Source organism: Parasedimentitalea nitratireducens (assembly GCF_057444295.1).
This window is the reverse complement of record NZ_JBYAXC010000002.1, coordinates 147,211-160,186: the sequence shown is the minus strand read 5'-3', so window position 1 is coordinate 160,186 and position 12,976 is coordinate 147,211. Positions and strand designations below refer to the sequence as shown.

The 12,976-nt window shown below is 56.9% G+C and carries 14 protein-coding genes; 6 read left to right on the top strand and 8 right to left on the bottom strand.

The window, feature by feature from the left end:
* Positions 1-12 precede the first annotated feature (12 nt).
* Positions 13-438: an Lrp/AsnC family transcriptional regulator gene (locus tag AC2T28_RS06520; protein ID WP_486748947.1), complete on the bottom strand. Its 426-nt coding sequence runs from the start codon at positions 436-438 to the stop codon at positions 13-15.
* Between the two features lie 115 nt (positions 439-553).
* Here AC2T28_RS06520 and rocF point away from each other — a divergent pair, with 115 nt between their 5' ends.
* Genes rocF through AC2T28_RS06505 form a run of 3 tightly spaced genes read left to right on the top strand, consistent with a single transcriptional unit; the run spans position 554 to position 3,449 of the window.
* Positions 554-1,480 (top strand): arginase, encoded by a 927-nt coding sequence (gene rocF, locus AC2T28_RS06515; protein ID WP_486748166.1) that lies wholly within the window; start codon positions 554-556, stop codon positions 1,478-1,480.
* On the top strand, positions 1,477-2,406 hold the full coding sequence (ctlX, locus tag AC2T28_RS06510) for a citrulline utilization hydrolase CtlX (RefSeq protein ID WP_486748165.1): 930 nt from the start codon (positions 1,477-1,479) through the stop codon (positions 2,404-2,406). Before rocF ends, ctlX begins: the two co-directional genes overlap by 4 nt.
* Positions 2,403-3,449: an ornithine cyclodeaminase gene (locus AC2T28_RS06505; protein ID WP_486748164.1), complete on the top strand. Its 1,047-nt coding sequence runs from the start codon at positions 2,403-2,405 to the stop codon at positions 3,447-3,449. The genes ctlX and AC2T28_RS06505 overlap by 4 nt, the downstream gene beginning before the upstream one ends.
* 32 nt (positions 3,450-3,481) lie before the next feature.
* On the opposite strand, the gene AC2T28_RS06500 is transcribed toward AC2T28_RS06505, so the two are convergent.
* Positions 3,482-4,066 carry an HNH endonuclease gene (locus AC2T28_RS06500; protein ID WP_486748946.1) on the bottom strand — a complete coding sequence of 195 codons (585 nt, stop codon included), beginning with the start codon at positions 4,064-4,066 and terminating at the stop codon, positions 3,482-3,484.
* Between the two features lie 203 nt (positions 4,067-4,269).
* On the opposite strand from AC2T28_RS06500, the gene AC2T28_RS06495 reads away from it, so the two are divergent.
* Positions 4,270-4,854: a pseudouridine synthase gene (locus AC2T28_RS06495; protein ID WP_486748163.1), complete on the top strand. Its 585-nt coding sequence runs from the start codon at positions 4,270-4,272 to the stop codon at positions 4,852-4,854.
* Between the two features lie 85 nt (positions 4,855-4,939).
* On the opposite strand, the gene AC2T28_RS06490 is transcribed toward AC2T28_RS06495, so the two are convergent.
* From AC2T28_RS06490 to AC2T28_RS06480, 3 genes are all read right to left on the bottom strand, one after another.
* Entirely contained in the window at positions 4,940-5,356 is a 417-nt protein-coding gene (locus tag AC2T28_RS06490) for a VOC family protein (RefSeq protein WP_486748162.1), read from the bottom strand.
* A gap of 194 nt (positions 5,357-5,550) precedes the next feature.
* Positions 5,551-6,216, bottom strand: a complete 666-nt coding sequence (locus AC2T28_RS06485; protein ID WP_486748161.1) for an alpha/beta hydrolase — start codon at positions 6,214-6,216, stop codon at positions 5,551-5,553.
* Positions 6,213-6,857 carry a DNA-3-methyladenine glycosylase family protein gene (locus tag AC2T28_RS06480; protein ID WP_486748160.1) on the bottom strand — a complete coding sequence of 215 codons (645 nt, stop codon included), beginning with the start codon at positions 6,855-6,857 and terminating at the stop codon, positions 6,213-6,215. Before AC2T28_RS06480 ends, AC2T28_RS06485 begins: the two co-directional genes overlap by 4 nt.
* Before the next feature lie 96 nt (positions 6,858-6,953).
* Here AC2T28_RS06480 and AC2T28_RS06475 point away from each other — a divergent pair, with 96 nt between their 5' ends.
* Positions 6,954-8,192 (top strand): MFS transporter, encoded by a 1,239-nt coding sequence (locus AC2T28_RS06475; RefSeq protein WP_486748159.1) that lies wholly within the window; start codon positions 6,954-6,956, stop codon positions 8,190-8,192.
* A gap of 84 nt (positions 8,193-8,276) precedes the next feature.
* Complete coding sequence (locus tag AC2T28_RS06470; protein ID WP_486748158.1) at positions 8,277-8,936, top strand: hypothetical protein; 660 nt, start codon at positions 8,277-8,279, stop codon at positions 8,934-8,936.
* Positions 8,937-8,939: 3 nt separating this feature from the next.
* Here AC2T28_RS06470 and AC2T28_RS06465 read toward each other — a convergent pair whose 3' ends face one another.
* From AC2T28_RS06465 to cysS, 3 genes are all read right to left on the bottom strand, one after another.
* Positions 8,940-9,716: a squalene/phytoene synthase family protein gene (locus AC2T28_RS06465; protein ID WP_486748157.1), complete on the bottom strand. Its 777-nt coding sequence runs from the start codon at positions 9,714-9,716 to the stop codon at positions 8,940-8,942.
* A 1-nt stretch (position 9,717) separates the two neighbouring features.
* Positions 9,718-11,340, bottom strand: a complete 1,623-nt coding sequence (cimA, locus tag AC2T28_RS06460) for a citramalate synthase (RefSeq protein ID WP_486748156.1) — start codon at positions 11,338-11,340, stop codon at positions 9,718-9,720.
* A 112-nt stretch (positions 11,341-11,452) separates the two neighbouring features.
* Positions 11,453-12,835: a cysteine--tRNA ligase gene (cysS, locus tag AC2T28_RS06455; RefSeq protein WP_486748155.1), complete on the bottom strand. Its 1,383-nt coding sequence runs from the start codon at positions 12,833-12,835 to the stop codon at positions 11,453-11,455.
* Positions 12,836-12,976: the final 141 nt, after the last annotated feature.

Sequence of the window (12,976 nt, the reverse complement as noted above, 5' to 3'; positions counted from 1 at the left end):
CAAACGGGCCGCTCAGGTTTCTTTCTTGGTCGACAACAGCAGATTGGTCTCACTGCTGACGACCCCGTCAAACGTTCTGATTTTGGCCAATGCCATATCCAGTGTCTCCAGCGTTTCAGTCCCCAGCTCTACAATCAAGTCCCAACGGCCATTGGTCGAATGAATTGCGCGCACTTCCGGTATGCCTTGCAGCTGCCGGGTGATCCGGTTGGCCCCACGCCCTTCAATCCCGATCAACATCAATCCGCGCACCGGATCTCGCAGCACATCCTCCTTGACCACCACTGAAAACCCAAGGATATCGCCCCGCGATTGAAGCCGCTCAATCCGGGCCCGAACCGTTGTGCGGGACAGGTTCAACTGCAGCGCAAGATCCGACAGCGATGCCCGCGCATCATGCCGCAGTGCCGAAACCAGCTTTTCATCCGTTTTGTCCATTACCACATCCAATTTGGCCAATTTGTCGCCCTTATGGGCAATTTTCACTCTGTGCACCACCGCAAAACGGAGAATATTGATATGCAACATTGTATTTCAAACGGAGAACCGCCCCGTGACACTGCAAACCTGTATCCTCGTTGGAGCTCCAGTCGACAGCGGCAAACGCCGCGCCGGGTGCCTGATGGGCCCGGATTCTCTGCGCACAGCAGGACTGACCGCCGCGCTGGAAAGCCTGGGCCATGGTGTCAAAGACCTGGGCAACCTAACCCCTGCCCCTTACAACCCGGATAGCAACGATGGCCAGATGTTTGCACCAAATGAAACCATCGGCTGGACCGAAAAGCTCATCGAAACCGCCGAATCTGCAATGACGTCCGGCCTGCCCATCTTTCTGGGCGGCGATCATGCGTTGTCATTGGGCTCGGTTGCGGGCGTTAGCAACTATGCAGCCAAACAAGGCCGACCTCAGTTTGTGCTTTGGCTCGATGCCCACACCGATTTCCACACGCCTGCCACCACCGACAGCGGCAATCTGCACGGTACACCCGTTGGATATTTCACCGGACGCGAAGACTTCGACGGTTTCCCAGCGGTTGCCAACCCTGTTCCTCAGGAAAACGTCTGCATGATTGGTCTGCGCTCGGTGGACAACGCAGAACGCCTGGCGCTCGAATCCACAGACATCCATCGCCACGACATGCGCGACATTGATGAAAATGGCATCGCTGGCCCGCTGGCTGCCTTCCTGGAAAAAGTGGCCAAGGCCAATGGCATGCTGCACGTTTCTCTGGATGTCGACTTCCTTGACCCATCCGTTGCCCCGGCAGTTGGAACCACAGTCCCCGGCGGCGCAACCGTCCGAGAAGCCCATTTGGTCTGTGAAATGCTGCACGACTCGGGCCTGATGACATCGCTGGACCTGGTCGAGCTCAACCCCTTCCTCGACGAACGCGGACGCACCGCGCATCTGATGGTGGAACTCTGCGCCTCGGCCCTTGGTCGTCGCGTCTTTGACCGCCCTACCCGGAGCTATTCGTGAACACGCTGCAGGCCCCGCGCGCGGTGGTAATGGTGCGCCCTCACCACTTCCGCTCGAACCCACAGACCAGCGGTGACAACGCGTTTCAGACAGCAAGCAACCAGTCGTCAAGGGACACCGCCAAATCAGCCCTGGCTGAGTTTGACCACGCGGCCGAGGCACTGCGCACAGCTGGCGTTGCAACTCATGTGTTTGACGACACCAGCACCGATACCCCTGACAGCGTCTTTCCCAACAACTGGTTTTCAACCCACACCGGTGGCCAGATTGCAATCTATCCGATGTATGCCGCCAACCGCCGCAAAGAACGACGCTGGGACATCATCGAGTTGCTGAAACAGCAATACCGGGTCCAAGACGTCATAGATTATTCCGGGCTCGAGCAAGACAACCTCTCACTCGAAGGCACGGGCGCCATGGTGCTCGACCATATCGGACGCATTGCCTACACCGTGCAATCCAACCGCGCCGATCCGGTTCTACTGGAACGCTTCTGCACCCACTTCAACTATGAACCCATTGCTTTTGAAGCCAAAGATGCCAGCGGTAGTGATGTCTATCACACCAATGTCCTGATGGGCATCGGCACCGAGTATGCGCTGATATGCCTGGACATGATCGTTGATCCCACCCGCCGCGCGACCATTGCGCAGCGCCTCGAAGAAAGCGGCCGCGAGGTCATTGACCTTAGTGCTGCACAGATCGCTTCCTTTGCCGGAAACGCAATCGAGTTGACCGGTGACACCCGCATCCTGGCCCTCTCGGCTCGCGCGTTGGACGCCCTGTCGCCCAGCCAAATCACCACAATCGAGCGCAGCGCCACGCCGCTACCGCTCACTATTCCAACTATCGAAACTGCAGGAGGATCCGTGCGCTGCATGCTGGCCGGCATCCACCTGACCGCCCGCGAAAGGTTCCCCCAATGACCCAACCATCCGACAAAGCCCTGGTGCCTTTTGTCAGCGTAGACAACATGATGCGTCTTATTCATCATGTTGGCATCGAACAGATGCTCTGCGATCTGGCCACCTATGTCGAGGAAGACTTCAAACGCTGGGAGCTGTTTGACAAGACCCCACGCGTCGCCAGTCACTCAGAGGTTGGCGTCATTGAGCTGATGCCCACATCAGATGGTGAGGCCTACGGGTTCAAATACGTCAACGGTCACCCCAAGAACACTTCTGAGGGTCTGCAAACTGTGACCGCCTTTGGCCTCTTGGCTGATGTTTACACCGGCTATCCAGTGCTGCTGACTGAAATGACCATCCTCACTGCCCTGCGCACCGCCGCAACTTCGGCCATGGTCGCCAAATACCTCGCCCCCAAAGGCGCAGACACCATGGCGATGATCGGCAATGGTGCCCAGTCTGAATTCCAAAGCCTGGCGATGAAGGCGATTTGCGGCGTAACTTCGGTCCGTCTGTATGACAAAGACCCAGCCGCCGCCGCCAAATGCGCCGCCAACCTGCAGGGAACCGGTCTGAACGTGGTGATCTGCAAAACGCCCGAAGAAGCCATTGAAGGCGCGCAGATCCTCACCACCTGCACCGCCGATAAACAGTGTGCCACAATTCTCAGCGACAACATGGTTGGCGCCGGCGTCCACATCAACGCCATTGGCGGTGACTGCCCTGGCAAAACCGAACTGGCTGCAGGCATTCTCGAACGCTCAGATGTCTTTGTGGAATTCCCCCCACAAACCCGCGTTGAGGGCGAAATACAGCAGATGGCCGAGGATTTCCCGGTAACGGAGCTGTGGCAAGTAATCACCGGTGAAAAGCAAGGCCGCACCAGCGACCGCCAGATTACCCTGTTCGACAGCGTCGGCTTTGCAATCGAGGATTTCTCGGCCCTGCGCTATATCCGCGACCGTATCAAAGACAGCGATTTGTTCTTTGAATTGGATATGTTGGCCGACCCGGATGATCCACGTGATCTATTTGGCATGGTGCAACGCGCCGCGAAATAATCACTCAAGCCCGGTCAATGTACCGGGCTTTTTTATGCATCCAACTCAGCATCCCAATACAGGAAGTCTAACCAACTGCCATGCAAATGGTTGGGTGGAAACTTACGGCCTATATTGCGCAACTCTTCCGCCCCTGGCTGGCGCGGTGCCTTGTGCAGTGACATGCCCGTGCGATGCAGCGGCCTAGATCCTTTGTGCAAATTACACGGCGAGCAGGCCGCGACGACGTTCTGCCAACTGGTGACCCCACCAGCGGCGCGTGGCACCACATGGTCAAAGGTCAAATCCCCACGTGCGCCGCAATACTGGCAACAAAATTCATCCCTCAAAAACAAATTAAAGCGCGTGAAGGCCACGCGCTTTTGAGGTTTTACATAGTCTTTCAGTACAACAACCGAGGGTATTCGTATAACGGTGCTAGGGCTGTGCACCACCTCATCATATTCGGCCACGATATCAACCCGCTCCAGCCAGGCCGCCTTGATCGCATCCTGCCAGGGCCACAGAGACAGCGGGTAATAGGACAAGGGGCGGTAATCCGCATTCAACACCAGTGCCGGATGCTGTTTTAATGCGCCTGGAGCGCGTACAAAATCAGTTCTAAAGTCGCCGTCCATCTCTAACGTCTTCCTCACCCCGTCTGCCCTATCTCGGCACCAGAGCGGGGAACCCGCCCCAGCATATCAATGACTATATATCGTGGTAAAACCCTGACAACCCCTCAGTTTCCACAATATCTCGACACTAACTTGCCCTGCCTGTGTATCAACCAAATGACGCAAGCCCTTGCTTTGACGCCTTCAGCCTCTTATGGGCGGGCATGACCCGTTTGATCCGCCTCAACAAACCCTTTGATGTCCTTCCGCAATTCACCGATCGCGGCAGTCAGGACAGCCCCCGCCGCACGCTGAGCGATTTCATCGACGTGCCACGGGTCTATCCGGCAGGACGGCTCGATCGCGATAGCGAAGGTTTGATGCTGCTCACCGATGATGGACGCCTGCAGGCCCGCATTTCCGACCCCAAGCACAAGATGGCCAAGACCTATTGGGTGCAGGTTGAAGGTGAGCCAAACGCGGAAGCTGTCCTAGCCTTGGCCAAAGGAGTTGAGCTCAAAGATGGCCTGACCAAACCGGCCATGGCGCGTATTATGGAAGAGACATCAATCCTCTGGCCGCGCACCCCTCCAATCCGCGTGCGTAAAAACATCCCCGACACCTGGATTGAACTCACCATTCGCGAAGGCCGCAATCGTCAGGTCCGTCGCATGACCGCCGCTGTGGGCCACCCCACCCTTCGCCTGATCCGCTATCGCATTGGCGATTGGACGCTGGATGGATTGGAAACCGGAACCTGGCAAGATGCGGAGGTTCCAGCCCCCAACCAACAATCGCGCCGCCGCTGAGACCTATCAAGAAGCCTCTATCTTTGGCTTGTTTGGCCAGGTCGGAGATTTGAGTATTTTCAGCAAAAAGAAGTTCTTGTACGAGTTAGCTATCACGTCCGGGTTCATCTGGATTGCATGAAAACAGTGCAATCTTGTTGCCCTGCGGATCGCGAAGGTAGCCAACATAGAACTGAGGCCCATAAGACGCCCGAAAGCCCGGCTGCCCCTCGTCGGTGCCGCCTGCGGCCCCTGCAGCGGTGTGCAGCTCTCGAACCAACTCCTGACTCTTCGCCTCAAAGGCAACCATCGCGCCGTTGCCAGCCGAGGCCGGGCGTCCATCAAAGGTTGGCTTAACGTAGAAATCAGGCAGAACCGGCATCTGCCCCTCTGGAACAGGTAGCGCATAACTCAGGCCCTCAGGGCCATCTGTCTGCACATACCCAAGCGCTGGCAGGAATGCTGAATAAAACCGTTTTGCCTGCGAGATATCGTCGGCACCAACTGTGACATAGGCAATCATGCTGAGTGTCTTTCTAAAAATGGGTCAATCAATGTGACTTCGGCCCGTTGCCTGGGCAGCGTACGCTGCCGTAATCAGGCATTCATTCAACTATGCCACAGTGGGCGCAATCGCCCATGTAAAAACCGCCAAGGCACCCCCTGGCGGCTAAGTCATTTGGTGATGCGGTTCAAACCGGGTAACCCATGGGTTACCTACAGACCCAGCTTATCGCGCATAAAGGCCAGCGCAACGCTTAAGCCATCAGGTGCAATACCGTGTCCGGTGCCCTTTTGGATATGGGCAAATACGTCTTGAAAGCCCGCTTCCTGAAGGGCTTCGGCCGCCTCGGGCAAAGACTGCGGTGGCACCACATCGTCAGCGTCCCCATGCACCAGCAGGATGGACATCTTGCTGACAACCTCGTCCTTCAGTGTTTCGGGCGACAGCAACCGGCCGGAAAAGGCCACGATACCCGCCACCGAATCCTCGCGCCGTGGGGCCACATGCAGAGCCATCATGGTGCCCTGGCTGAAACCAAACAGAACCACCTGCTCGGGCAGCACGTCTTCGTCGACCATGAGGGCATCCAGAAAGGCATTGAGGTCATCAATCGCTGACAACATGCCACGCTCGGACTCTTCTTCCGAGGAGCCATCAATCCAGGGGATCGGGAACCACTGATAGCCCATTGGTGCACCGGCGCAGTTTTCTGGCGCATCAGGGGCAACAAACAATGTGTCCGGCAGGTGTTCGCTCAGCGGGTCAGCAAGCCCCAGCAGGTCAGCCCCATTGGCCCCATAGCCATGCAGGAACACCACAACCGACCGGGTTGTGCCCGAAATTGGCTCTTTGCGTTCAGCGGATAATACGCGAGTCATCTGATCCCTTCCCTGGATTTTGCTACTCGGTAATAGGTAAACAACAGCCGCGCCGCAACCGACCGCCAGGGTGACCAGTCTTCAGCCATTTTGCGCAGCTCTTTTTCTTTGGGGCGTTCTGGTAGTTCAAACAAGATTCGCGTGGCCTCTTGCAAGGCCAGATCACCCGGCGCAAAAACATCAGCTCGCCCCAGTGAAAACATTGCATAAATCTCGGCTGTCCAGGCTCCAATACCCGACACTTGGGTCAGGGTCGCAATAACTTCGCGATCCGAAACACCTCGTAACGCGTTGTAATCAATAGAAGCCTCAGCAAGAGACCTCGCATACTTCACCTTCTGCCGGCTCAACCCAATCGCGCGTAGGTCCTCGTCACTTACTGCTGAAACCTTAGCTGGCAAGATCAGGTCGGCCGCTTGCATTCGGCCCCAAATCGCATTGGCCGAGGCTACACTGACCTGCTGACTGACAATCGCCGACAACAGCTCAGCAAACCCATCTGGTTTACGACGCAATGGCAAAGGGCCGGTCAGCGCCAAGGCCTCTGCAAACCGAGGATCGCTAGCCGCCAGCCACGCGGCGCCTTCTGCCACGCAAGCGTCGCCGGTAATAATACGCCCCACATCTTGATCTGACGCCACGTCACTTCTCCACTTCACAAACACATGCAGATTAGTCGCAGGTTTCCCCGCTGCAAGCCGCTTGTGCCCAGAGATTTTCGCAGCTACGCATCCCCCATGACTATTAGTATGACCACTCACGATGACCGTGTCGCCAAACGAAATGTCGCCATTCTGGTAATGGCTCAGGCGTTTCTTGGCTCGCAGATGCCAATTATCTTTATCATTGGCGGTCTGGCAGGCCAGTCTCTGGCCTCCAATGCCTGCTTTGCGACATTGCCCATTTCGCTGATCGTGCTGGGGTCTATGCTGTCAGCCACGCCCATTTCCGCAATCATGCAAAAATGGGGCCGCAGGTTTGGTTTTATGGTTGGCGCTATGGGCGGCGCAACCGGTGCTCTCGTCGGAGCCTATGGTCTGTATCTGGGGTCCTTCCCCATCTTCTTGGCCGGTAGTTTCCTAACCGGCATCTACATGAGCGCCCAGGGTTTCTATCGCTTTGCCGCCGCCGATACCGCCAGCGAAGAATTCCGTCCCAAGGCGATTTCCTATGTCATGGCCGGTGGATTGCTGTCCGCCATCATTGGCCCGCAACTGGTCAAGGCCACCAGCGACGCCTTTGTGATCCCATTCCTGGGTGCATACATGGCTGTGATCCTAATCAACGTCATCGGTGCCTTGTTGTTCCTGTTTCTCGATATTCCCAAACCTGCTGCCCCCAGCGCTGACGCGCCGCGTGGCCGTACCCGCTTGGAACTGTTGAAAACGCCGCGCATCGCCGTTGCGGTGATCTGTGCCATGGTGTCCTACGCTCTGATGAACCTGGTGATGACGTCGACACCACTGGCTGTTGTTGGCTGTGGTTTCACACAGAACAACGCCGCTGATGTTGTCACCCTGCATGTGCTGGCAATGTATATTCCGTCGTTCTTCACCGGCCACCTGATTTCACGGTTCGGTGTCGAAAAAGTCGTAGCCGCTGGCTTGGTCATCTTGGCTGGTGCCGGTGCCGTGGCACTAAATGGTGTCGAGCTAGAGAACTTCTTTGTTGCTTTGATCCTACTTGGGTTTGGCTGGAACTTTGGCTTTATCGGCTCTACCACCATGCTGGCCAGTGCCCATGAACCACACGAGCGCGGCCGTATGCAGGGCTTGAACGACCTGTTGGTCTTTGGCGGCGTCACCTTTGCGTCGCTGTCGTCAGGTGGCTTGATGAACTGTTCGGGCGGCAACCCGGTGGATGGCTGGAACGCGGTCAACATGGCCATGGCTCCGTTCCTGGTGTTGGCTGGTGGAGCCCTGCTGTGGCTTATGCTGCGCCCCAGCGACGATCCTGTACCACAAGGAAAGGCATAGCAGACCTATATTCCCCATCCCTGTGCCATTCATTGATCGGCGCCCAACGGATGAACACCCCATTTTTGCAAAAGGTATTTTACCATGTTCTGGAAACAACCGCTCATCGGAGAAGATCTCCGGTTCTGGATCGAAGACAATTTTGACTGGGTACAGGAACATCGGCCCGAATGGTGGCAGAAGTCTGAGCTGATTACACCGACCAAAGACCATTTCACTGCGGCGCGCGGCGACGATCACCAAACAGCGCTGGCTGTCACCCAGGACATCATGCGCCACCTTGGAATGACACATGACATCGAGCTGGAGCCGCTGCCGGAACTGCCAGACGAATTACGCCACGAATATGGAAAAACATCGGAAGTTGTCGGGGAATATTGGCATGATGACAGCAAGCCGGTGATTACCTACCGTCCAAGCCTGTTGCGTAGCCCACTGGCCTTTATCAACACCATGACTCATGAGTTGATGCACGCGCGGCTTGAGCCTTTTGCCGACAGCCTGCCAGGAGGTTGGGAGGCTCATGAACTGGCCACCGACCTGCATTGCATCATTGCCGGTTTTGGATTGATCCAACTACAGGCCGCCGAGCAAATGGGCTGGACAGGATATATGACACAGCCTTCACGCGCCGTGGCGCTGGCCGAGTTTTTGCGACGCAAAAAACTGGAACCCGATCAGGCTTTGGGACAGCTCACCGGACGCCCCAAGAAATGGGTCAAGAAAGCGCTGAAAACCGCTTGAGTGCTACCAGCGCCCCAAGGCAGATCGCCACATCAGACCGGCACGGCGACGAAACTCACTTTGGCCCAATGCTCCGTTAGCAACGCGTTCTGGCTGTGAAATTGCCTGTTTCAGGATGGTTTCAGCCTGCCACCCGGACAATAGTGCAACGCCAGCTGCCTTAGAGACCCTGCCGCTTTGCGTTCTTGCCGCAATCAGGCGTTCCAGACCTTTCGAGGCCAGCTCGCGTATCCCGCTCGACGTGCCATCCACCAATGGAACGCGTTTATGCTCTTCCAACTCCGGAATGGCCAACAGCCAGTTGGCGACGCCACAGCCATAAGCAAAGTCGCGCACCACAGTCTCGTCCGCCTCACCCAGCGAGGCAGCCGCCATCCACATCAAACCACCACTCGTGTGATCGATATGGCGATCCAGCGCCGCGGCATCCTCAAACGGGTCGCGGTAGATATCCCATCGCCGCGCCTCGGCCATGGCATCAATGACTGTTGCCAGTTCGGGCCTTAAGAGCCGCGCCAATGGCGTTGCCACAAAATGCCGCCGCGCTGAATTGCCTGCGGCGATCTCGGTGCCAATATCCCGCCACCACTGCACCCGCATTTCAGCAATCATGCTTTCGGCACTGGCCCAGGGTGCGCGCGACAGTTCCAAATTGAACGCATAAAGCGCAAACAACAGTGGCCGTGCCTCAACCGGGGCGGCCATCGTGGCCATGAACCGGTCGGGATCACTTTTCTGAACCAGCTCAGCGCAGGCGGTCAGGTCGTCGTCAAACTGCATGTTACGCCTCGGTCACATCGTCATGGATCAGCTTCCAACGGATCGCATCCAACAGCGCCTCAAACGAGGCATCTATTATGTTCGGGCTGACGCCAACAGTGGACCAACGGCGCCCCTTGCTGTCTTCACTGTCGATGATCACCCGCGTCACCGCTTCGGTGCCACCCTGGGTGATACGCACTTTGAAGTCGACCAGATGCATATCTTCCAGCACGCTGGAATAGCGCCCCAGATCCTTAATCAGGGCCTTGGCCAATGCGTTTACCGGACCACGATCACTGCCGGTTTCGTCCATCGACTCACTGACAGACAGACGCTTTTCACCATCAACCTTAACCACAACAACCGCCTCGGACAGGCTGACCATCTTGTTGTACTTGTTTTTGCGCCGCTCCACCGTGACTTTGTAGCGCTTCACCTCGAACAGGTCCGGCAACTGGCCCAGCTCATCGCGCGCCAGCAGCTCAAAACTGCCCTGCGCGGTGTCATAGGAATAGCCCTCGTCCTCGCGCAGCTTGATCCGCTCCAGAATACGGCTCAGAGCCGGATCGCCCTTCTCTACCGTTAACCCGGCATCCAACAATCTCTTGCGCAGGTTGCTTTGCCCGGCCTGGTTCGACATCGGAATGATCCGTGCATTGCCCACCTGCTCGGGTTCAATGTGCTCATAAGTGCTGGGATCTTTCAGGATCGCGCTAGCGTGCAGCCCCGCCTTATGTGCAAAAGCCGAGGCCCCCACATAAGGCGCCTGCCGCGTGGGTACGCGGTTCAAGATATCGTCCAGCATTCGGCTGATCTGGGTCAGACCAGCCAGCGCACCCATGCTGACGCCTATTTCGAACTGGCTGGCATAGGGCTCTTTCAACAGCAGCGTTGGGATCAATGTGGTCAGATTGGCGTTGCCGCAGCGCTCGCCCAATCCGTTCAAGGTCCCTTGAACCTGACGCACCCCAGCCTCAACCGCCGCCAGCGAACAGGCCACCGCGTTTTCGGTGTCATTGTGGGTGTGAATGCCCAGGCGATCACCCGGCAATCCGGCTGCAATCACTTCGCGCACAATCCGGCCCACTTCGGTTGGCAGCGCACCGCCATTGGTGTCGCACAGCACCACCCAACGCGCACCAGCATCAAGCGCGGCCTTACAGGCCGCAATCGCATAGTCCGGGTTATCCCTGTAGCCATCAAAGAAATGTTCGGCATCATAAAGCGCCTCGCGCCCCTGCGCCACGATATGCGCAACTGAGGCACGGATGTTCTCCAGGTTTTCTTCCAGAGAGATGCCAAGCGCGGCGGTCACGTGATAGTCATGCGACTTACCCACCAGACAGACCGACTGGGTGCCGGCATTCATCACCGCCGCCAGTACGTCGTCATTTTCAGCCGACCGTCCCGACCGCTTGGTCATGCCAAAAGCGGTCAGTCGTGCCTTGGTCTTGGGAGCCTCATCAAAAAACGCACTGTCGGTTGGGTTAGCGCCGGGCCAGCCGCCTTCGATATAATCTACGCCTAGGGTATCCAATGCCTGGGCAATCTGCTTTTTTTCAGCAGTTGAGAACTGCACACCCTGGGTCTGCTGCCCATCCCGCAGGGTGGTATCATAGAGATAAAGACGCTCTTTGCTCATGCCCAACATTCCTCAGCGGTGATGATCTTAGCTTGACCAAGATCATTTGCCCGCCCCCCGTGGGGGGGCGTGGGGCGGGCGTTGTTTTGCACATTGGACAAGTGCTGGATTGTCATGTCAAAGCCTCCAGCTTGGCGGCATCAAAACCGGCACCCGCAACCAACTCAACACCCGCCTTACTCATTCGAACTTCAAGCCCTGCATCCACAAACACGGACTTCAACCTGTCAACTTCGGCAAAGTCCTTGGTGTCCATCGCCGCGGCCCGTGCTTCGGCCAGTTGCGCCTCGAACGCTGACAGATCAACATCCGCGATCTCGGCCCAGTCGCCAGCGTCCTCGGTCAACAACCCAACCAGCTGCGCCGAAGCCAACAAACCTGCTGAATCGCCAGCAGCCGCAAGCTTATGTAGCTCAGTAATGGCACCGGCGGTATTGAGATCATCTGACAAAGCCTCGACAACCGCGGCAGCAGCGTTGGCAGTGGGTTCGATGCCCGCTGTCAACGCCCGCCACTTGCGCAAAGTTGCCTCGGCTTCTTTGGCTTTTTTGTCGGTCCAGTCCATCGGTTTGCGATAGTGGGTCGATAAAAACACAAAGCGGATCACTTCACCCGGAACGCCTTGGTCCAGCAAGTCCCTGACTGTAAAGAAATTCCCCAGGCTCTTGGACATCTTCTTGCCCTCGACCTGCAGCATCTCGTTATGCAGCCAGTATTTTGCAAAGCTTTGATTGCCATTGGCACAGCAGCTTTGTGCAATCTCATTTTCATGGTGTGGGAACATCAGGTCGTTGCCGCCACCGTGTATGTCGAATGTATCGCCCAGCAGCTCGTACGACATCGCGGAACATTCAATATGCCAGCCCGGACGCCCGCGGCCCCAGGGGCTGTCCCAGCCTGGTTGAGTATCGTCCGATGGTTTCCACAGCACAAAGTCCATCGGGTTGCGTTTATATGGGGCCACTTCGACCCGGGCGCCTGCAATCATGTCATCCACCGAGCGGCCTGACAGCTTGCCATAGCCCTCTTTCCAGCTGTCCACAGCAAACAGCACATGGCCCTCGGCGGCATAGGCATGGCCCTTGGCAATTAGGTCCTCGATCATCGCAACCATCTGCGGAATGTACTGCGTAGCGCGTGGCATGTGATCGGGTTCAATGGCCCCTAGCGACGCCATATCATCCAGGAACCACTGGGTGGTCTCTGCGGTGATCTCACCAATTGACCGACCACTTTCAGCGGCGCGGGCGTTGATTTTATCATCCACATCCGTGAAGTTTCGCACGTATGTCACGTGATCTGCGCCATAGGTCTGGCGCAGCAGGCGGTTCAGAATATCAAACACCACCACTGGACGCGCATTGCCTAGATGGGCGCGGTCATAAACCGTGGGACCACAGACATACATCCGCACATTATCTGAATCGATCGGGGTAAAGACCTCTTTTTGACGGGTCATTGTGTTGTGCAGTTTGATCATGGTCTCGCTCGTCATGACAGCTCCTAAGTTCGGCACAAAAATGTACCTGGCGCGCAGCGCGGGCATAGCAAGTTGTCAGATGAATTGAAACGACAGATACCGGCCCGCTGGATGGATCAGCAGGGAATGCAACAAATAATAATGGTGCTTGTCTGT